General features: G+C 44.3%; 12 protein-coding genes. 1 reads left to right on the top strand and 11 read right to left on the bottom strand.

Annotated features, from left to right (window positions below; all coding sequences use genetic code 11):
- Positions 1–57 precede the first annotated feature (57 nt).
- The 9 genes from pepN to EJ419_RS03405 all read right to left on the bottom strand — a co-directional run bounded on the left by pepN (position 58) and on the right by EJ419_RS03405 (position 18,089).
- A complete protein-coding gene (pepN, locus tag EJ419_RS03445) occupies positions 58–2,616 on the bottom strand; it encodes an aminopeptidase N (RefSeq protein ID WP_131283647.1) in 2,559 nt (852 codons plus the stop codon).
- 164 nt (positions 2,617–2,780) lie between these two features.
- A complete protein-coding gene (locus EJ419_RS03440) occupies positions 2,781–4,703 on the bottom strand; it encodes a ribonuclease J (protein WP_131283645.1) in 1,923 nt (640 codons plus the stop codon).
- A 65-nt stretch (positions 4,704–4,768) separates the two neighbouring features.
- Entirely contained in the window at positions 4,769–5,668 is a 900-nt protein-coding gene (gene dapA, locus EJ419_RS03435) for a 4-hydroxy-tetrahydrodipicolinate synthase (RefSeq protein WP_165496218.1), read from the bottom strand.
- 46 nt (positions 5,669–5,714) lie between these two features.
- Positions 5,715–6,455 carry a 4-hydroxy-tetrahydrodipicolinate reductase gene (gene dapB, locus EJ419_RS03430; protein ID WP_131283641.1) on the bottom strand — a complete coding sequence of 247 codons (741 nt, stop codon included), beginning with the start codon at positions 6,453–6,455 and terminating at the stop codon, positions 5,715–5,717.
- Between the two features lie 76 nt (positions 6,456–6,531).
- On the bottom strand, positions 6,532–7,866 hold the full coding sequence (locus tag EJ419_RS03425) for an MFS transporter (protein ID WP_131283639.1): 1,335 nt from the start codon (positions 7,864–7,866) through the stop codon (positions 6,532–6,534).
- 107 nt (positions 7,867–7,973) lie between these two features.
- Complete coding sequence (locus EJ419_RS03420; protein WP_165496216.1) at positions 7,974–8,654, bottom strand: GNAT family N-acetyltransferase; 681 nt, start codon at positions 8,652–8,654, stop codon at positions 7,974–7,976.
- A gap of 370 nt (positions 8,655–9,024) precedes the next feature.
- On the bottom strand, positions 9,025–13,113 hold the full coding sequence (locus EJ419_RS03415) for an ATP-dependent helicase (protein ID WP_420836909.1): 4,089 nt from the start codon (positions 13,111–13,113) through the stop codon (positions 9,025–9,027).
- Between the two features lie 62 nt (positions 13,114–13,175).
- Complete coding sequence (locus tag EJ419_RS03410; protein WP_131283633.1) at positions 13,176–17,405, bottom strand: PD-(D/E)XK nuclease family protein; 4,230 nt, start codon at positions 17,403–17,405, stop codon at positions 13,176–13,178.
- A gap of 72 nt (positions 17,406–17,477) precedes the next feature.
- Complete coding sequence (locus tag EJ419_RS03405) at positions 17,478–18,089, bottom strand: holo-ACP synthase (protein WP_240680322.1); 612 nt, start codon at positions 18,087–18,089, stop codon at positions 17,478–17,480.
- A 129-nt stretch (positions 18,090–18,218) separates the two neighbouring features.
- On the opposite strand from EJ419_RS03405, the gene EJ419_RS03400 reads away from it, so the two are divergent.
- Positions 18,219–19,775, top strand: coding sequence for a carboxylesterase/lipase family protein (locus EJ419_RS03400; protein ID WP_131283631.1), 1,557 nt, complete (start codon positions 18,219–18,221; stop codon positions 19,773–19,775).
- Positions 19,776–20,114: 339 nt separating this feature from the next.
- Here the strand turns inward: EJ419_RS03400 and EJ419_RS03395 are convergent, their stop codons facing one another.
- Positions 20,115–20,798, bottom strand: coding sequence for a YesL family protein (locus EJ419_RS03395; protein ID WP_131283629.1), 684 nt, complete (start codon positions 20,796–20,798; stop codon positions 20,115–20,117).
- A 246-nt stretch (positions 20,799–21,044) separates the two neighbouring features.
- On the bottom strand, positions 21,045–21,974 hold the full coding sequence (locus tag EJ419_RS03390) for a carbohydrate ABC transporter permease (protein ID WP_131283627.1): 930 nt from the start codon (positions 21,972–21,974) through the stop codon (positions 21,045–21,047).
- Positions 21,975–21,990 lie beyond the last annotated feature (16 nt).

Below are 21,990 nucleotides of genomic sequence, written 5' to 3'. Positions count from 1 at the left end.
TTCATGCCTTCAGTACTGTAAATCAAACGGTTAAGGTCAATTTACAATACCTCTCCCTTACAATGACTCGTTGTAACGCTGGACGCGAAGGATGCGTTCAGAGCTATCCAAATTCTCCGATACCATACGACGCAAAGCAGCATCTGTATGAGGGTGATCTTCAAGCCACTTCTTTCCAACTTCAACAAGTCGAGCTGTGTCAGCATAGCTTGGATAAAGGCTGGTCATTAATGTTTCCGCCATATGGAAGGTCTTATTCTCCCAAATCCAATTAATGGTGTCAGCATACTTTGCTACGTACTCATCGTACAACTTTGGTTCGCTGTTCCATGAGAAGCCGAGAGCAACATTACCAAGCTGAGAATTTGTGAGCTCGTCATTATGCAATGCTTGATCCCATGCCCAAGCCTTAGCTTCAGCTGTTGGAATTGCAGCCTTTGCCATAACAGCAAATTCGCGGTTCTCAGTCGTATCACGCAAAGCAAGCTCTGCATCAATTTCTGCATTGGTGATAACACCTGCAGCTGCCTGAGCAATGACAATGCTCCAACGCATATTGTTATCAATGTCAAGACCGTCAAACTTCAAAGAACCATCAAGCAAACCTGCAGCACGTTCTTTGAATTCAGGATCGCTACCATTGTTCAAATATGCCTTAACAAGCTGGAACTGCTCATCAGAGCCAGCCTTTGCATCCTGAGCAAGTGCGAAGAGTGCATTTGCTACTTCAAGCTTCAACTCATCGCGCTTTGCAGCTGGAACATAATGCCCCACAGCTGTATTAACCTGACCCAAAGCGTAGCGGAAGGTGGTCGACTCCTTCTCGGTACCCAATGCCTTCAAGCTTGTCTCCACGAAGTCAACTGCTGGGAACTGTGCATCGCGAGTCATATCCCACAAGCTGAGCCATACAACTGCACGAGTCAAAGCGCTGTCAAACTTATAGAGATTGTTCTTAGCAAATTCAAGAGACTGTGCATCGAAGCGAAGCTTAGTGTAAGTCAAATCATCTTCGTTTACCATGATAAACGCTGGACGCTTCTTACCAGCTACTGCTTCTACTACAGTACGCTCACCGGTTACATCAAGATCGAAGCGTTCAGTCATAACAATCTGACCGCTTTCGTTCTCGTCATAGAAGGCAACTGCCAGACGGTGATCGCGAAGCACAGGATACTCTTCAGATGCGCTCTGAATTAATGCCATCTCTTCGATTGTGCCGTCTTCAGATGTGCGGACTTCGGAAGTAATAGTGTTGATGCCCGCATTCTCAAGCCACTGCTTTGACCAGTGCTTCAATTCGCGACCAGAAGTCTTTTCAAGCTCAGCAAGCAAATCAGCAAGAGTTGCGTTAGAGTACTGATACTTCTCCAAGTAGTTATGAATACCTGCAAAGAATTCCTTACGACCTACATAAGCCACGAGCTGCTTCAAAACGGAAGCACCCTTTGCATAGGTAATACCGTCGAAGTTAACTTCGGTATCGTGAATATCGTTAATTTCTGCAACGATTGGGTGAGTTGTAGGCATTTCGTCTTGTGCCTGGCCCCAGCTCTTTTCACCAGATGCGAAGGTAGCCCATGCATCCTTCCACTGTGTCGTTTCAGCGGTAGCCAATGTCGAGGTGAACTCTGCGAAGGACTCATTGAGCCACAAATCGTTCCACCATTTCATGGTGACCAAATCTCCGAACCACATGTGTGCAAGTTCGTGAAGAACAGTCACATCGCGACGCTCAAAGATAGCGTCAGTTACCTTAGATTCGAAGATATAAGAATCACGGATGGTAACAGTACCGATGTTTTCCATTGCGCCAGCATTATATTCAGGAACGAAGAGCTGATCATACTTAGCATATGGATATGGCACGCCCCACGTCTGATCATAGAAGTCCATGCCCTTCTTGGTGACATCGAAGAGATAGTCGACGTCCTTCGCCATAGCATCTTTCAATGCTTGGCGAGCATAGATAGCCATAGGAACTTCGCGGCCATTAGACAAAGTATGGGTTGTGTTCCAACGAGCATATGGACCAGCTACAAATGCGGTAAGGTATGAGCTCATCTTTGGTGTAGTTGGGAATGTCCAGCGCACCGAGCCATTTCCGAGATCTTCTGGCTCGTTAGCTGGTGTAATTGAGATTACTTCCCAGCCTTCAGGTGCATCTACGCTAAAGTCAAAGGTTGCCTTAATATCTGGCTGATCGAATACTGCATATACGCGACGTGCATCAGGTACTTCGAACTGAGTATACAGATATACATTTCCATCGGTAGGATCAACACTACGATGCATACCTTCACCAGTATGGGAATACTGCGCAAGCGCTTCTACTGTTACTGTGTTATGAGCTTTCAAATTTGTGAGCTCTACACGAGAATCCTTGTATACTACTGAAGGATCAAGTTTTTCACCGTTGAATTCTACAGAGGTTACTGTATTAGCAATAAGATCAACGAATGTTGATGCACCTTCTACAGCATCAAATTCGATAGTGCTAACCGTGCGGAAATCCGTATCGCCTTGATTAACATCCAAATGTACTGTGTAATGTGCATTGGAAACGATACCAGCACGCTCTTGTGCCTCGACACGAGTGAGATTTGCTCCTGGCATTTTACTCTTTCTGTACAGGAGAACAGCTTCAAGTAGTTCCTCCACCTCACTCTATCGACATACTCGTTGCCGTAGTCATTCGAGTATGTCCATTGTGTAAGAATGAACGATATCTTGAGCTGTTCTCTTTTATTTTTTAACTATTGTAAAACTTATTTACGAATTTAGTTCTTCTGAACGTCTTTTGCGATGTCAGCAACAACCGGAACGATCATTGGGCGACGACGATTGAACTTTCGAGCAATCCAGCCACCTAATGTGCGACGCATAATTTGCTGAAGCTGATGCGTATCATGAGTTCCTCGAACCATCGCATCTTCGACATCTGAAACGATACGCGAACGAACCTCTACGAAATCGCTTTCGTCTTCTGCTACAGCATTGAGATAAATCTTTGGCCCGCTAACTACTTCGCTAGTACGTGTATCAACGACTAGGAAGGACGAAACGAAACCTTCTTCAGAAAGAATGCGACGCTTTTCCAATTCCTCTTCGCCAATTTCACCAACAGACTGACCATCAACGTATACGTACCCACATGGAACAGAGCCGACAACTGCAGCTTGCCCCTTGTACAGGTCGACGACGTCACCATCTTCTGCAAGCACGACGTTATTAGGGTCTACACCAGTTTTCACAGCGATTAAACCATTGGCAACCAAATGACGATGCTCACCGTGAATAGGCATAGCAGCCTTCGGCTGGACGATATTGTAGAAGTAAAGCAATTCACCTTCGTCACAGTGTCCAGATACGTGGATTGCTGCATTGTCTTTATTAACCACGCGTGCACCCAGACGAGTGAGCTTGTTAATAACCTTATACACCCCATGCTCATTGCCTGGAATCAGCGAACTTGCCAAGATGACTGTATCGAATTCACCAACTGTGATATCTGGATGGTTACCATCAGCGATTCGTCCCAATGCCGCCATTGGCTCACCCTGAGAGCCTGTGCACATGTATACAATCTTGTCGTCTTGAATATCGTTAGCCTGCTTTAAGTCCACAACAGTATTTTCAGGCAAATGCAAGTATCCAAGATCAGCAGCAATTCCCATGTTACGAACCATGGAACGTCCGACGAAGACGACTTTGCGACCATGCTTATGTGCAGCATCAACGACTTGCTGTACGCGATGTACGTGCGATGAGAAGCTGGCAACGATAATCTTTCGACTTGCTTCAGAAAATGCGCGGTCAAGAGCTGGCCCAATTGTCGTCTCAGGCTTAACGAATCCTGGAACTTCAGCATTTGTTGAATCAGACATCAACAAATCAACGCCCTGCTCGCCTAATTTTGCGAACTGGCGCAAATCGGTAATCTTATGGTCGAGAGGAAGCTGATCAAGCTTCATATCACCAGTATCGATAATATGACCTGCTGGTGTCTTTACTGATACTGCAAGAGCATCAGGAATAGAGTGTGTAACTGTAATAAATTCAAGATTGAATGGCCCCATCTTGAGCTTATCGCGACCTTGAACAGGATGAAGAACAGGATTAATGCGATGTTCCTTGCACTTAGCCTCAACAAGAGCCAAGGTTAGTTTCGAACCAATAAGCGGAATATCCTTGCGCAAACGAAGCAAATACGGCACACCGCCAATGTGATCTTCATGGCCGTGAGTTAAGACCAGTGCTTCAACCTTATCGAGACGATCTCGAATGTAGTTAAAGTCAGGAAGAATCAAATCAACACCTGGCTGCTCTTCTTCTGGGAAAAGAACACCACAGTCAATAAGCAGGATATGCCCGTTATACTCAATAACGTTCATATTGCGACCAATTTCACCCAAACCGCCCAATGGAACGATTCGCATCGAACCCTTGCGATACTTAGGAGGAGCGATAAGTGGCTTGCCATCAGATGTAGTATTTGGGTTCGCCTGAGCGTTCACTGCACGAATTGGAGCAGTGTTCCGTGGCTTACGAGCACGAGATTGTGCTGATTTTGATTGTCCTGCTCGACTCTGCGATGTCTTTGTTGTACGAGTACGAGTAGAAGCGCCCGAGCTAGAGCGAGTCGTAGCTTTGCGTGTTGTTGTCTTGCGTGTCTGTGTACGCGTTCCTTGAGTGGAAGGCATGATTAACCTTTCGTTAAAGTGGTGAGCCCATTGAGAGCTCTCTTAAGCCTCATCCACTACCGAAACTACTTATGCTTAAGCACTCCTGCTGCACGCATTCCTTCACGTGCTTTTACCAGCTGATCCGCATTTGGCCCTACGTTTGGAAGACGCATTGTAGTGTCATCCATATAGCCCTGTACTTGACATGCTGCTTTTGCCATAACTGCTTGGAAACCATCACCATTTAATGCAGTTACGAGTGGCGATAATTGTACAGCAATGCGCTGGGCTTCGAGGATATGCCCTTCATCAAAAGCTGTTGTAAGATCGCGCAATGGTCCAGATGCCACATGAGCAATAACTGAAATAATTCCTACAGCACCAATAGACAGGAATGGCAAATATACTCCATCATCACCGGAATACCATGCAAGTCCCGTTTCGAGTTTCTTTACAACAGCAGCTGCCAAATCCCCAGTAGCATCCTTTACTGCTTTGACCTGAGACAATCCAGCAAGACGTACGTATGTATCTGTGGAAATGCGCACACCTGTGCGTCCAGGTACATCGTAAATAATGACAGGCACATCAGAGGAATCATTAACAGCTTTGTAATGCTGATAAATTCCTTCTTGAGATGGACGTGAATAATATGGAGCCACGATAAGCAGTGCATCGGCACCTGCTTCTTGTATATGCTCAGCCATGCGCACGGAGTGTGCGGTATCGTTTGAACCAGCGCCCGTAATAACAGGGATATCCACAACTTCTTTAACAGCACGTACAAGATCAATCTTCTCTTCAAGGTGCGTTGTAGGAGATTCGCCGGTTGTTCCATTAAGTAGGATGCCGTCTGCTCCGTCGTCTACGAGATGCTGCGCCAAAACTTGTGCAGCTTCGTAGTCGACGGTTCCGTCCGCCTTCATCGGAGTTACCATTGCAGGTATTACTCGACCAAAAGGCGCATTTTCAAGCAGATGCATCTCGGTAGTCATATCTTAAAAATTACCCGTGGGGTATGACTTCATCCTATAAATCTAGATAATTATCAAGCCCTACGCTTAATCCTGGTGTCTTGCCAGCGTGGCGCACAGCCAGTAACACTCCAGGCATGAAAGAGCTACGATCAAATGAGTCTGCACGTATGACGAGTTGCTCTCCAGCATTGCCGAAGAGGATTTCCTCATGAGCATTGAGCCCGCGCAGACGGACAGCATGAACATGAATATCATCAACTATTTGACCGCGCGATCCACCATCTGACTGCGTATTATCAGGAATTGGAGCGCAACCAGCTTCTCGTCGTGCAGCTGAAATCTTATGAGCTGTATGTAAGGCTGTTCCGCTCGGTGCATCCACCTTATCTGGGTGATGCAATTCGATTATTTCTGCTGATTCAAAGTAGCGTGCAGCTTGGGCAGCAAAATGTTCAGCAAGAACTGTCGAAATTGCAAAATTTGGAGCAATGAAGACGCTTAACTGAGGATGATTGACCAGTTCTTCGCGCACTCGGTTCATCTTGTCTTCAGTCCATCCAGTTGTACCAACGACGACATTGACATCGTTACGAATAAGAGCTAAAACATTGTCAAGACTGGCCGATGGTACAGAAAACTCAACTGCTACATCTGTGTTTCCAGAAGTTATTGCAGTAATATCATCGCCTGAGTCAATCGTATGGACAAGCTCCATATCTTGTGCAGCATTCACTGCACTCACTACATTGCTTCCCATACGCCCATGCGCGCCTACAACAGATACGCGAATCATATGTACCCCTTTCAGGTAAAAGGTCGATATGTTACTAAAGATATTCCCCTAGTACGTAATATGAAAAAGTATTAATTTATTTATCAGTTTCACTACTATCGTCAGGCTTCTCTACTATTTCAAATTTAATGCCATGCTTCTTTTCAAACGAGCGAACTTGCATGTACCCTAAGAAGAACAGCGGAAGCGCAATTAAAGCATTAATCCATAGTAAATGTAAAGTCGCATAATTGCCCACTTGGTCGAGGAAGATACCACCTACTGCAGATCCAATCGATGAACCGACAGTACTTCCCGTTGAAATCCAGCTCAGTCCTTCTGTAAGTTGATTTGCGGGAGCAGTTTGACGCATGATGAGATTAGCTGTCGCATACGTTGGCGCAACGAAAAGACCTGCGAACACTCCGAAAAGTCCAGCTAGAATAATCTGATGCATAGTCATAGATATCGATACACCAGCAATTCCAAGAGATAAGAAAGCCATGAAAATCATCATACGAATCCATGAATTATGCTTGTGCTTTCGAGATCCAAAGAAGAGTGCACCCATAAGGGAGCCCACTGCAATAGTTGCAAGCATAAAGCCAGTGCGCTGATACAGCCCTATCTCCTTCATAACTGCTGTCATAGTGACATCATATGCGGAGAAAGTCGAGTTGAAGAAAGTAATCGCGAATATAAGAAAAAGCATTCCCGGGAAAAGCAGAATGTGTCGCGAGTAGAGTTTCTTCATTTGTTCCGACATAGCTGTATCTGGTACATCCGTTTGGACAGAATTATCATCGATATCAACTTCTTGTACTGCCACTACCGCAGGTGGATTAGCTGACTTCAAATTATAGAAAATCATTGCACCGATAAAGTTAATTCCACCAAAAAGAATAAACGGAATTATCGTAGAAATAGGTGGGAAACTTGTCGAAATAGTGGCAGCAAGAATTGGCCCGAAAATAAAAATAATTTCGTCAATTGCCGCTTCCCACGAATATGCAGTATTCAAATAGTCTTCTGGCTTATCGCTCAAAGCCCAAGCCCAACGAGTACGTACAGCTGCTCCAACCGAATACATACAAAAGCCGATAAGAATCGCAAGCGTAAATAGTAGCGCCAAAGGAGCTCGGAAATACGCCGCAGCGGCGAACGCAAGAAGAAGCGCAAATTGAACCGGCGCAATCATCAACCCGATACGCTTTTGACCATACTTATCAAAAAGGCGCGCATAGAACGGAGTAACTACAGCCGCTGAAATAACGTAGACTGCACTGAGCAAACCAGCTGAAGTCCATTCATTGTACAAGTTATTCAAGCATAAAATCATGCTCAAACCGATAGTAGACATCGTAGCACGTGTCATCGCTCCAGAAATGGAGAATGCCAAAGTTCCCGGTATCTTGAATATCTGCCTGTACACGCTTCCTCAAACTTTCTTTTCTTTATTAAATTATTCGAGTTATTCGAGAATTTGCAATTGAACTAATCGTTATAGTTTTGTAGCAACGTTCTCAAGCCACAATGATTCTACAATGTGCCTGTATAAATGAACTTATCCAGCGGTTCCCCACTTGGGCCAGGTACGTTGAAAGCTTCGGCAGTACGCGTCATTCCAATGTAATCGTAGAATCCATAGTCACACGTGCTGTCGGTATACAGATAATATTGCTGAGCGCCAGAATCTTTCATGGATTTCTCTGCATACGAAAGTAACTTTTTGCCAACACCTTTACCTCGAGCTGATTCATCCATCATAAACAATCGCAATTCCGCTTCTGACTGATCGGCAGCTTTCTTGCTTAATTCAATCGTACGTTGAGCATCGGCAAGGAATTCGTCCAACATCGTTGCAAATTCATGATCTTCTTCTTGACGTTTGTATGCGTGCTTAAGCTCGTCATCGGCAAGATGCTTTTGCGTAGTGCCATGGAACCAATCGCTATCATTTCGCCACATGGCTACGCCTAAGACAGTTTCTTCATCAGCACCGTCATTTGCAGATAATTGGTGTTCATCTTTTTGCACAGCAACCATCGCATGAGTTGATGTTTCTAGATAATGAGCTACATCAAATCGTGCCATTTGCTTAAATTGGCTCACGTTAGTTTCGTTGACGCTTTCGTCTGCATACCATGTGTCAAACATGATACGACTCAATACATCAAAATCTCGTGCTTGAACCGGGCGCAAGATTACTGAATTTGTCATTTCCATCCGTTCACTACTACGTTTATCTCGTCTAAAATATCTTCCACATGTACCTATGTCTCATCTCGCCTCGTTCCGCATTACGTTTCATCCCGTAGTAACCTTTCCATGTCATTCATTCGTCAACATGTATAAGTTCTGGAAGCGAAATCTAAGGACAGAGACTTTGAATACATTCTCTTAATCCTGTGTATTTCAAGTGTATCTTACGGGCAGTCAATTCTCCCTCAGATTATTAATTGATATACGCTGAGTTTTCATCCCATGATTGATAAATTGCTCATAATATGAATTCGTCAATTAATCCTCTCTACTTAGTCCTCGCTAATTAATCTTCGCTAATTAATCTTCGCTAATTAATCTTCTCTAATTAATCTTCTCTGTCGCTTAACAGTCGAGTAGAGTCGGCGCTATCACCGTTTACAGCATTTCCAGCAAAGATTTCTTCAATCTCCTCAGCTGTTTTTACGTTCGCACATATTGCCCGCAAAGAACGATCCTCTTCACTAACGTAATACAATGCTGCATCCACTTCCTCAATGTCTACTCCTCGAAGAGTCGCAACTATTGCACGATACATATCGACTTGTAATAGCTTATGCTCTATCTCTTCAGGGCTAACAGGCCTACGACCTGTTTTCCAATCAATAACGGTGTAGCGTATGTGGCGACCTTGGGCATGCGCAGCACGTGCGATAGGCGAATCCCCTAACTGTTCTCCTTCAAAAATGGCATCAATTACACCTACCACGGCATGCTGGATTCTTTGAGGAACGTATGCGAATGGAACCTCTACCCCATCACAATCATCAAGTGCGAAAGGTGACTCGAGCAGACGCTCTTTCCACTTATGCATTTCCTTTTCGACAGCAGTAACCGGTTTTTCTGCCTCAACCTCTGCACGGATAGCTGCCTTCGTCTGAGCAAAGACATCATCGTTAAGTTGAGCTTCAGGGGTGAAATACCTTTGAGCAAAAGCATGAAAAACTGTTCCTCGATTAGCCGCTGTCAGTTCCCCTTGCCAAGAGTACAAAGCAAGATTTGGAATTGGACGCACTATAGCTTTGGCACGACGCAACTGCTCAAACTTACTGCGCATATCGGCAGTTTGCTCGTCCGCATTGAAGTCATCAGAAATTTCTCTTTGAATTGCCGTAACTGACGTATTACGCCCTGATTGAATACGCTGTGCAGATTCGAGGATTCGCTGATCATTATCGTCGCTCGTATGCGAGAACCCTAGAGTTTGCAATGTTCTATGAACGAGCTCTGCACGTTCTCGAAGAGCTCCCGCGCGACTTGGAATCTCAGCTTCTGCGGAGAAAATCGCAGCAGAAGCATTAAGTTCTGGTTCAATGCGCTCATCAATAGCACGAGGATGTACATAAATCTCGTAATCAATATTCTGCTCAGCATGTCTTGCAGCTTCAATCGCCTGACCAACTGTTGCTGACGCATATTCGAATGCATCATCACCGACAAAGAATCCTCGCGGCGTATCAATGAATCCGCAGTCTGCAAACATACGGGATAAATCTATATACTTTTCAGCACTACTCGTGCCATCGCTGAACTTTTCAGCACTGTCCTTTTCAGCGCTGCCCTTTTCAACAGTGCCCTTTTCAGCACTGTCATTTTCAGCACTAAATTGCTCAGCTACCCTACTTCCTCTCAAATACTCTTGTGCCTCAGCAAGGAATTTTGAAGTCTTTGTAAAGTCAGGCGTTCCATAGGATAGAGCCATTTCTTCAGGTATGAAACCAACCGGTTTGAAAGTATCAGTAATCTCGCCAGTCGTCTTGAGTATGCCCATCATAATAACGTCTCTGCGAGCGCGAGTAATAGCTACATATATCAGTCTGCGTTCATCTTCGAGGACGGTTTGTCCGCTTTCTTCTCGCAGACTCATAATGTCTGAAAGATTCTCGCTCGATCTGAAGGCTACTTTCCCGTCAACCAGATTTTCGAGTTCAAAACCATCTGGAATTTGTGATGAGAATTCATCTATATCAGCAAAATGAGCCACCGCATCTTTGTCTACGCGCACAGGATATGGCACATCTGTAGAATCAGTCACCCACGTCTGTGCAGAAGTTGAATACCGCCCAAACTCATATGCTTCAGCATCGTCAACATCTTCAAAAGATAAATGCGAACCTTGATTTGACGGAAATGTTCCGTTATTAATTTCCGGAATAATAACGCTATCCCATTCCAAACCTTTGGAATGATGAACTGTGCATATAGTCACATCCGCCTGTGCGGAACCGATTAATGTAGGATTATCCGGCGAAGTTGCCATTCCAGAATCTAACCATGCTAAGAAGCCACTAAGAGTACTTTTTTGCCCCTCTGATAGTTCGTTTTCATAAGTCTGCGCTAACTCTACAATTGAGTCAGTGCTTGCAACTGGTTGCGCTTTACCGGTATAACCTTTGGCATACGATATCGCGTATGCAACTGCCACATCAATATCTACGCCCAGTGCTTTGCCCGTGGCACGAATAATATCTTCGAGATTTGATTTATTGCGAGACTGCACAAAAGCTATTTGCTGAGCACATTCTTCAATGCGCTGACGCCCATAGCTACTTCCTGTAAAGTATTTATCCAATATCACCTGTCGACTCTTATCAGGAAGGGTCATGATGTCTATAAGTGTGGCAACTGGCGGCAACGCCCAACTATTTCTATCAGGTTTTTCAACTCCCATACTATCAAGCAAACGCTTTTGCATGTCGCTATTATGCATATTAGCGGCATGAGAGAGTGCTCGTAAGTCGCGCGCACTCATGGCGTACCGCGTACTCGCTAGAAGGTTAAGCATCGCATCTGAATTGGCATGGTCGCTGATGACGTGCAAAAAGTTGATGATATCACGTGCATCTGGTCGGTCAAGTGCCGACTGGACTCCATCTACTTGCACGCTAATACCTGCATCAGTGAGCGCATCCGCGAATTCTCGCATATGAGTTTTTGAACGTAGCAGTACAGCAACGAATGGTCCAGATCTTGCCGGTTTTCCTGCTGCGATAAGCCGATCATTAGCCTGTCGACTTTTCTCAATCGCTTTTTTTGCATATCGAACTACGCCATCGATTTCTTGAGCACGCGTTGTATACGTAACTGCAGCGAAACTGCCAGTAATACTTTCACTCAACGTGGAAAGCTCAGATACCTTCACTTCTTGAAGTTTAATAGTTCCCTGCCGTCCGTAAGCATCATAATGTCCTGCACGAAGAGGCTGAGTTACAGCATTAGCGACATCAAGTACGATGCGAGGATTGCGTACAGTTTTGCTCAAAGATAGTGGCGATGAAGCACCCGTTTGCTTCAAGAATGAAATAAACGCGCCCGGAGCAGCACCTCTCCACGCATAAATCGCTTGATACGGATCACCAACTGCTGTTAGAGCGGATGAATCGTTTGATGAAACACCGTGAGGCGCAAATAGTTGCACGATTAAGCTCGCTTGAGCAGTAGAAGAATCCTGATATTCGTCAAGGAATACATGCGTAAAGCGAGAACGATATTGTTCTCCAATCCATGGGAATCGTTGAACCAATTGCATCGCAGCAATTGTAAAGTCAGAGAATTGTGCCATACGCATTTCGCGCTTTTTCTGAGCAAAAAGCTTGACATAACGCACATAAACAGAACGCATCCTCGTTTTCTCGCGCATCTCGACGAGAACGTTTGCGATGTAATCACGCGCTTTAGTGTCATGCCATTTTTTATAACCTGATTCAGTTTTCCCTTTAAATAAACCTACGGGTTGCCCAAAATCAGGAAGATGACGTTCCTCAGGATAATCGCGTTCAATAATCTCATCGAGATGCTTAATAAACGCATCATCCCATTTCTCTATCCTGTCAGCCGCCTCGTCCATCGTCGTGCACGTTTTATCAATCATGCATGAACTCATCGCATCTGACAAAGCAACGATATTGTTCACAAACACAGAGTACGAATTGATGTCATCAATGGAAGAATTAGAATTCGCATCAGAATTACTGCTACCAGTTTCTCCAGTATTCTCAGATAATTGAGCAATCTCCGAAAGCGCTTGTCTAAGATGCTCATGAACCACCTGATCAGCAAGTTGATATGCGCCCGCCGCGCTCAGAGGAATGGTATTAGGATCAAATCCTACGAGTAAGCCATATTGTCGCACGATACTTTGGAAGAATGCATCATAGGTATACACTTCCGGTTTCATAAAAGCATTGTCAGCATGCGCATCAGAAAAGTCGAAACTGCCCTTATCGATAGAACTTGCATTACTTATGCGCTGCTTTTGCACTGCAGCAGATACTCGAGTAAGAAGCTCCGTAGCAGCAGCCTTCGTGAAGGTAAGTCCCAAGATTTTTTGTGGTGCTACACCAGAGGAAATCAGCTGAATAATTCGCTCAGTCATTGTAAAAGTTTTGCCCGACCCCGCTCCTGCGACAATAAGCATGGTTTCGTTTTTATCCGCATGAACGATACGTGACTGTTCGTCGGTTAAGGTAAATTCTGCCATTATAGCCACTCTTCCATCACTGAATTATTCCTATGAGCGCACGCTGAACAAACATCTTTATACGCGCAGTACTTTGTATCATGAGATAAATGAACCGTGTGAACAACGAGATTTTCTGAACGCATTACAGCTGCTGCATAAAATACTCGTGCAATGAGTGAAAGTGTATACAATGTACGATCGTGGTCACGGCCAGCGAATTCTTCTAAAATACGCTCAATTGCTTCTTCTCTCATTCCTTCAACTCCGACGAATGAATGTGGATCAAAAGTAAAGTCCTGCTGCACATTGACATGTGATTTCATATAGCTTCGTGTAGCATCTGAGCAGCCCAAATGACCATTTTCGAACACTGCCGGCTGATATTTAGCAAAGCCTTCTCCTCGACTAGTCGCTGGAACATTTTCATGCTTAACGTCAAAGAGAACCGACATATCAATCATCGGCGCTTTGCTAAGTACTTTCTTACGCTGTTCATCCGTATCATGCTGCGTATTATGGAAAGTCAGACCAAGCTGATAACTAATAAGCTGCAAATCATTAAATTGGCTTGAGAGATTATGCGCTTTATTTCCCGTCTTAAAATCGACGATATACGTGGCTCCCCCATGCTTTTCCACGCGATCAATAAACCCGTGAAGATTTACAACAGTATCGTAGTTATACCCCAGTGGCATACCTTCAACGAGCCGCGTCATGAGCTCGCCAAATTCGTTCCTTGTAAGCGCAATACGACCTGGTATCGAATTATACGCATATCGAATATCTTCCATCGTAATATATGCATCAAATTCCACTTCAGTTTGCGCACTTGTCAATGGAAGGTATGGTGGATGGAATTTATCATTCGATGCAATCTTTGCCTCATGCGACATAACAAAGTAGTACGCGATATTGTGCAATATATCTGAAGCGAGTTGATCATTTTTCACTTCACGTAGATATTCGTTCATATTTGCATCAACGTCAGGCGCAGTACGAAGTTCATCATAGTGAGCTTTCATTTCTTGCGCGACGGTTTCGACTACTTTCGCACTACTACCTAGAGATTTAACTGCATCCTCATAGAAATCAGCGCTGTCAAAGAACATTTCCTCGCTTGCCCACTGAGCTACGCTGTGGATAAGAGTACCGAAAGACGTAGCTGCTGTATTTGCTTGAGGACCTGATAACTGATTTTCTAGACGATAGCAAATCGCACATCCCCAGATCTTCTCTACACTCGATGGAGATAAGCGCACAGGGTTATCTTTTCCAGTCTGTAAAGTTTTGCTTTCTTGGATAGCACTTTTACGTTCATCCCCTGATAAGTAGCCGATAAATCCCCACTTAGCAGGGTTTGCTTCATCATATCCAGCTGTACGCAAATAGTCTAAGGCAGACATAGCATCTAAACATTCTGGAGTTGGTCGAGTATGACTTATCTCTTGTGACAAGGTAACGCGAGCTTGACGAATAATGTCTGAAATACTAGTCAGTTCCAAGCTTCCCATTTCTTCTTGAAGTGAGGCATCCTCCATAGAAATGATGGGAACGGACGTAAAATCAACCTGATCAAGCTTATCAACGCGCGGGAAAAGTTCATGCGCATATTCAAAGAGGAAGTCTGACGGAGTGGTCGATTCATCCCATACCGCACTGACATGCGTAGTGCGCGAGGCTCGAGTAAGTGCAACAAGGAAACTGCGTTTCTCAGAATGAAGAACGCTCATCATCTGCTCATGCGCATCGTGTGTACTAGAACCGTGCATAATAATATCTGCTAAATTATCCGCGCCAAACATCGTATTACGGGCTGCAAGATTTGGCCACGTACCCTGCTGCATGCCAACAATCCATACATCTCGCCAAGTCTGCCCGGCAGCAGAAGCGGGAGTCGTTACAGTCACAGCTTCATCAATGGGAGCGAGATGTGCCAAAGAATCTGCAGAAATTTCAAGTTGCATCACATGTGAGATAAATTCAGGCACACTCATAGCAGTATTCTTCTGATCTGCATAATCGAATAATCGCATGACATTATCAAGCCACTCGTTATAGCGTAAACGCTGAGCAAAGTCGCTAAAGTCCAGAGCCTTACTCTGCCATTTTTCCGCTACATGAGAGCTACTCCATACTGCCCATAGCACGCTTATAATATCCGTGTCCTGACCGGATCCAGATTGAGCAGATCTAGATTGCTCGCCCCCAGAATGTTCACCCTTTAATGAGCGTCGAGCTGTTTCAGACATGAGGATAAATTTTCTCAGCATTTCGACATCATGGCGATATTCAGCTCGCATGGAACCCATCAAATCAAGAATTGAGTTCGTCTGATTTGCGATATTTAACAGTGCGATTGTCTTAAGCGCTGAAACATTGAGCGGATAATCATCCTGCGATACGCCAAATTTTTCTAGTACGCTAAGCCATGCATTGTATAACGCATCAAAATTATACGTATCATTTTCTTCTTGTTCCGATTCTTGATTCGCTTCCTGTACTGCAGCGCTTTCCTTCAGCTGTACAGCGTTCGAACGCCATGCTTGAATAATTGTCGTGATCGCGTTCAAAGCAGCATCAATATGACGCATATTAAGCGATCGTTCTTGCTCATCCATAGCAAATGGGCTCATAGTATACTGCTGCAAAGATGCATTTACTCGCGCCAAGAGTTCATCGCTAGACGATACATTTGACGTGCTGATTTCATCCGGATTAATCATGCCTAATTGAATCGCAGCAAATAAACCAAGCGTAACCGGATCTTCACTTAATGGTTTAGATATCGCTGAAAAACGAACAGGTATCCCCTCGTTTTGCAAGCGTACACCGAGCGCGCGAGCCACAGAATTATCATGAACGATGATTGCTGTGTCATTCCATGAACGTTGATGAGTAATACGTTCATTCATAATCGAATTAATAACGAAATCGCTTTCCTCACGCGCAGAGTGGAAAATATGCGCATCAACCGATTCGCTCTTCATCGCATCATCATGGCTGCTCATCAATGACTTGAGATTATCGGTATCGTTAGAATCTCCATCCAAAGTTGGGAACTTTTGAGCACGATATGGCAGCGGAATATCTGTCGGGTATTCTGACGGAATATTAAGCGCTACTCGTGCAGCAATGACATCATTGTAGGTCAAGTGATCCCATGAATATCGACTCGTCAGATTTACCTCGCACGCATCAAAGCATCCAAAGTCTTTACTCAAGAATGGACTAGTATTATCTTCCTTTTGAGGCGCTCTATTCCATAAGAATTCTCCATAAGCTCCTCTAAAGCCGAGCACAGATTCATCAGGATTTCCAATGAAGATGACGCGTGTTCCTGCTTTGTATAATTCATGTACGAGAAATATTCCTGCTAAGGTCAGTTCTTGCGCATCATCAACGATAAGCACCTTCGGCACATTTAAACCAATTTCTTGTGCCTGACCAGAATTAAAAGTTAACGCAGCCTCACGTAAAAGGCGTGAAGAATCAAAACGCAGCTCACGCGAAAATTGCTCATCTATTTCCTGTGCATATTCGAGGCGCAACGCATACGCAAGTTTAATTTGCAGAGTCGTATATTCTCGTTGCAAACGTTGCTGAGGATTGTCATCATGCGTAGTAAGAACATCGATAATCTGAGCTTCCATACGATGCGAGGCACCCAGCTCATTCATGCGAGCCAGTATATCTCGAAGCTGGAGGGTAAATACAGGCGTAATGTAACTTTCGAACAATGAAAGCGTATCAGTAAGCTGACTATCCGCATGAGAGCCTACAAAATACTGGCGCAGAAGCATACAAGTATCGCATAAATCACCAGTTTGAGCATGCATGACATGTCGATCAAAAATCGTACGCAAAACAGCTGTTTGCTCAGCACCATTAAGAAGGCGAGGTGCAGGATCTCCAGCAAGCATTTGACGTTCGTCAATAATTCGAAATGCTACAGCGCTCAATGTCGTAGCAAGACGTCGTTGTCCAGAAATCGTAAGCTCACGAAGAATTTCTCGATTTGCCTCATCTGCAACTAAACGATTTGTAACCACAAGCGTGACACTATGCGAGCCAAACTCCTGCGCAGCCTTCACAGCAAGACGACGTGCGAGCCATGACTTACCGCTACGAGGAGAGCCTGTCACGAGAAAAGCGCGATCATTCGCATCGTTGTGCATAAAACTTTCAGCAATACGTTCTAGCGCGACATCACTTGTAATCTTCATCGTTTTCACCATTGTTTGACTCACAATTAACTACTCATTCACTTTACTGTTTCACTCTACTGTGCACGTTTTGCATATACCAACAAACTTGTACATTCAGACGCTGCGTTCAATAATAACGACTGCGCTTGCAACCGTGCCATCATGACTCAGTGAGATGTGGAATCGCACATCATTGCCAACGCTATCGTAAACTCTTTTCACTACGTCATCACTGATAATAAGCGAGGGCCGGTGAACGGCATCGCTCATAATTTCAATGCTCTCCCATGGAAAGTATTCGATCGCATAAGGCATATCACAAGAGGGTGCTAAAGCATGAGACCATGCTTTAAGAAAGGCCTCTTTTCCAGCCCATCGTGCAGCAAGATGCTGAGCATAACTGTCCCCTGACTCTGCTGATCTCGCATGACATTGCGCAATTTCTCGACGCGAAAAAAGTCGTTCAAAACGACTTCCTGCAAGATTGAGCTGCTCCTCGAATTGTAGGTAATCCACGACGTCATGTCCCATGCCGGCAATCGATAAGTGAGACAAAGCCGAATCATTGATAGATTCATAGCTTTGCGCAAGGCTCCGGTTTAGGCTTTCGATAAGGTAATCGCCCATGATTCTTTCGTTTTGCTCACCACCACTCATAGAAGTAAATTTAGCACCCGGGGTATAGGTTATTTTGCCATACTGTGCCTTATACGATGCTATACGCACAATGCACAGCTTTATTCGCAACTCGTATATGAATCTAGGCCAATCTTTCCCGTGGCTGAACCCTGGCCAATATAATTCTTATAGATTACATATATAGAAATAACGGCGATAAGGCAAGAGAGACTAGCCATGAAACACAAGAAATTATGGATTACGATAGGCGCTATCATTACTAGCCTTATCGTTATAGCCGGATTGATTTTTTCATATATTTATTTTAGATATCCGAGTATGTTTATGACGCCCAATGTGAGAGAAGGCTCACCGTCAAATAACGCAATAGTTCAGACCAAGCAAGGCCGATTACGAGGATACATCGATGATAATGTGTACACCTATCATGGTGTCCAATATGCGCAGGCAACTGAGCGCTTTATGCCTGCCCAGCCAGTAGAATCATGGCCTGATGTCAAAGATGCAACAACGTATGGCAAAATTTCCTATCAGGGTGAAGTTGCTGGAATGCAAGGCAATAATGGCGATGGAAATGATAACAACAGTCAGAATCTGAACATTTGGACTAATGGTTTAGATAATAATAAACGCCCAGTAATGGTGTGGCTTCACGGTGGAGGTTTCTCCACTGGTAGCGCAAATGAAAGTATGTATGACGGAACTACCCTAGCGAAGAATCACGATGTGGTTGTAGTAGGTGTAAACCATCGTTTAAATGTATTTGGTCATCTTGATTTGTCTCAGTACGGCGAAAAGTACAAGGACTCAGCAAATGTAGGTCTTGTCGATATTCAGATGGCTTTGGAATGGATTAAAGAAAATATCGCTAATTTTGGCGGTGACCCTAATAATGTCACGCTTTTCGGCCAATCTGGTGGTGGTGCGAAGGTATTATCTATGATGACAGCACCATCTGCGAAGGGGCTATTTAATAAGGGAATCGTCCAAAGTGGCGCTACAGAAGCAATGGGAGTAAATTTTGCGTCGAAAAGTGTCAGCGAGCGTATCGGCGAACTCACTTTGCAAAATCTCGGAATTGCTCCAGAAAATGTCGACGAGATACAAAACGTCTCTTATCAAGACGTCATGAGCGCATCAGATCGAGCACGAACTCAAGTGGGACAAGAGACCAATACCCGCCTAGCATTATCTGATAACTTCGGTATCGATTGGGGTCCAGTTATCGATGGAGATTATCTTCCAACCGCTCCTGTAACTGACGATGGTTTTGCCGCAGCAGGTAAAGACGTGCCTCTTCTTATTGGAAGCAACTTCAGCGAATGGACTCACATGATGCGTTCTACTCGCCATGAAAATATGACATCAGCACAGGTCGATGCTTTCGAAAAAGCATATCCAATGCGTAACGCTTCAGATGCACCATATGTAGACACCTTTATCCGTCTTCCAATGCTTAAAATTATGAGTCATAAGGCAGATCAAAATGGTGCTCCTGTATACGCATACGTTTTCAATTATGGATCAGATCCTTATCATGGTGCAGAAATTCCATACGTATTTGATCATGGTAATAATGATTTCAGCACAAAGATAAGCTCTGCATGGGTAAACTTTGCCCGCAACGGTGTACCAAGTGCTGATGGATTACCTCAATGGTCATCCTACACCCGCGATAACGGTAATACTATGATTCTTGATGACAATTCTCAGCTTGTACAGCATCACGATCAAGAATTGATGAGATTGCTTGACCCTGATTACCGCTATTAAGAGCCATTAATAATTGAATAACTACTAGCTGTAGTACTAGTTACTTATAGAGCGATGTGTGCGGACAATGATTTTTTGTTCGCACACATTTTTGCATATCTAGAGGGGACTAAGTTACTCAGAAAATTCTTTGAAGTACTGGCCTGACATTCGCATTCAATGCGTTCGCCGCGTAGTTTTATCATCTTTTGTGCATAATGGGTCACATTTCGATGAAAAATTCATAAATTAGCATCCAAATATGACCCGTTTTACCCAAAAGATGGTCAAATCTCGAATCTTACAAAATGTAACGAGTGTATCCCATCCTCGTCTGATTTTCAGTTGCTTCCTTATCCCCTACCTGTCAGCTTCATAGCTTGGGTGCACTTCTTTACTTTCCATCAATTCAGCAAGAATGCTAAATCCAGGGATACGCGCAAAAGAATAAATCGTTGCGATAACGAGGAAGAGTGGGACGACGATGCCAAAAGTCATAAAAATTCCCGGCCACTTTACCCACACCCACACAGTGAGAAGGAGTTCAAGAATAATGAGCAGTGAGCACAGTGGCCGAGCGATACACATGGATACGCTCATGCGAACGATCCACATGATTTTCTCATCGAAATGAGCACGGATAGCCCAACTCATTAAGGCGAAGAGCCAGTACACGACATTCACAACGAGAAGAATGCCTGATACTGCAATTCCCACATGCCCACCAAGATCATTATTGTTCGCCAGATAATAATCCCATGCAAGGAATGCTCCCGCAATGAATTGGATCCATCCAAATCCGTTCGCTGAAGTAATTTCTTCTCCCCAAGCTTCATGGAAGACTTTCCACACTTGTCTCCAAGTCCAGCTTTGATCTTCGTCAATCAGCCAGGTACGAACAGTCGAGTAAATCGCAGCGATAGAGGGAAATAACCCGATGACAATTAGCCCCATCAGCGTGTGCGCAATGAAAGCTACGTTGATATTGAACACGACCCAAATGACTCGACATACCTTTTCATATCCCACTGCGAAGCGCTGCATGATTACTCCTTATATGGTGTTTAAGGTGTAAACGGGCTTGAGCATTAAAAGGGGTGGCTCAAGAGCCCGTTTACGATAGGCCGTACGCATTTGCACCATCGTAAGATGCATACGACCGGTCTTATGTCGGCTTTGTGGTAGCGCTCCGACGCCCATCCACAAAGCCGTTCTGTAATATTCAGTTATATTCAATTTTAGTTCCGAATATTCATATACTCTGGATATTGAGTAATTCGATGGTAAATTTTATCCCTTGATTGCTCCAATCATGACGCCCTTGTTGAAGTACTTCTGCAAGAACGGATAGATGACGAGCAACGGCAAGGTTGACACGATAATCACACCGAATTTAATTTGATCTGCAAAGTTTTGCGATTCTAGAGCACTCATTGACGCAGCTCCCTGACCAGTTTGGTTGGACAGAAGAATCATCTGCAAAATATTTTGCAATGGCTGCTTATCCAAATCGCGAATGTAGATCAAACCAGTGAAATAATCATTCCAGTGTCCTACAAAGTAGTACAAACCAATAACCGCGATAATTGCACCGGAAAGAGGCAAAACTATTCGAATGAAGTAACTGAAGTAGCTTAAACCGTCTACTTGAGCTGCATCACGTAGTTCTTCAGGAATAGACGTTTCGAAGAAGGAACGCGCGATGATCATGTTGTACACGCTAAAAGCTCCTGGCAAAATGAATACCCACATAGAGTTCAAAATGCCCAAATCCTTCATCAGCAAGTAGCTAGGAATCAAGCCACCACCAAAGAACATGGTGAATGTGAAGAGGAATAAGATGATTCGACGAGGCTTAAACTCCGCACGAGAAAGAGCAAAAGCAGTAGGAAGAGTAACGAGCAAGTTAACTGCAGTACCTACGAGAGAGTACACAATTGTATTGCGGTAGCCTGTCCAGATACGCTCATCCATGATAATTTTCTCGTATCCTCTAAAGCTCACTCCCTGTGGAATAAGCGTTACCTTTCCTTGCGCTACCAAAGCAGGATCAGAGAATGATGCGATGATAATGAAGTACAGCGGGTAAATGACCGATGCTACGATTGCCACGAGCAAGATCACGATAATAGTATCGACGATCCAGTCCGACACAGTTTTATGCTGTGCCTTGCGCTTTTCGGCACGAACCTTCACCTTTGAAGCAAGTGCTGTTGCCATGTTAATTACCTACCTT

This window comes from Alloscardovia theropitheci (assembly GCF_004332295.1).
GTDB lineage: Bacteria > Actinomycetota > Actinomycetes > Actinomycetales > Bifidobacteriaceae > Alloscardovia > Alloscardovia theropitheci.
This window is presented reverse-complemented; position numbering and strand designations above follow the sequence as displayed.

What these genes read in the sequence shown, in the direction of transcription:
- pepN (WP_131283647.1), bottom strand. Translation starts at nt 2,616, where the DNA reads ATGCCAGGAGCAAATCTCACTCGTGTCGAGGCACAAGAGCGTGCTGGT.
- EJ419_RS03440 (WP_131283645.1), bottom strand. Translation starts at nt 4,703, where the DNA reads ATGCCTTCCACTCAAGGAACGCGTACACAGACACGCAAGACAACAACA.
- dapA (WP_165496218.1), bottom strand. Translation starts at nt 5,668, where the DNA reads ATGCATCTGCTTGAAAATGCGCCTTTTGGTCGAGTAATACCTGCAATG.
- dapB (WP_131283641.1), bottom strand. Translation starts at nt 6,455, where the DNA reads ATGATTCGCGTATCTGTTGTAGGCGCGCATGGGCGTATGGGAAGCAAT.
- EJ419_RS03420 (WP_165496216.1), bottom strand. Translation starts at nt 8,654, where the DNA reads ATGACAAATTCAGTAATCTTGCGCCCGGTTCAAGCACGAGATTTTGAT.
- EJ419_RS03415 (WP_420836909.1), bottom strand. Translation starts at nt 13,113, where the DNA reads ATGCTTATTGTCGCAGGAGCGGGGTCGGGCAAAACTTTTACAATGACT.
- EJ419_RS03400 (WP_131283631.1), top strand. Translation starts at nt 18,219, where the DNA reads ATGAAACACAAGAAATTATGGATTACGATAGGCGCTATCATTACTAGC.
- EJ419_RS03395 (WP_131283629.1), bottom strand. Translation starts at nt 20,798, where the DNA reads ATGCAGCGCTTCGCAGTGGGATATGAAAAGGTATGTCGAGTCATTTGG.
- EJ419_RS03390 (WP_131283627.1), bottom strand. Translation starts at nt 21,974, where the DNA reads ATGGCAACAGCACTTGCTTCAAAGGTGAAGGTTCGTGCCGAAAAGCGC.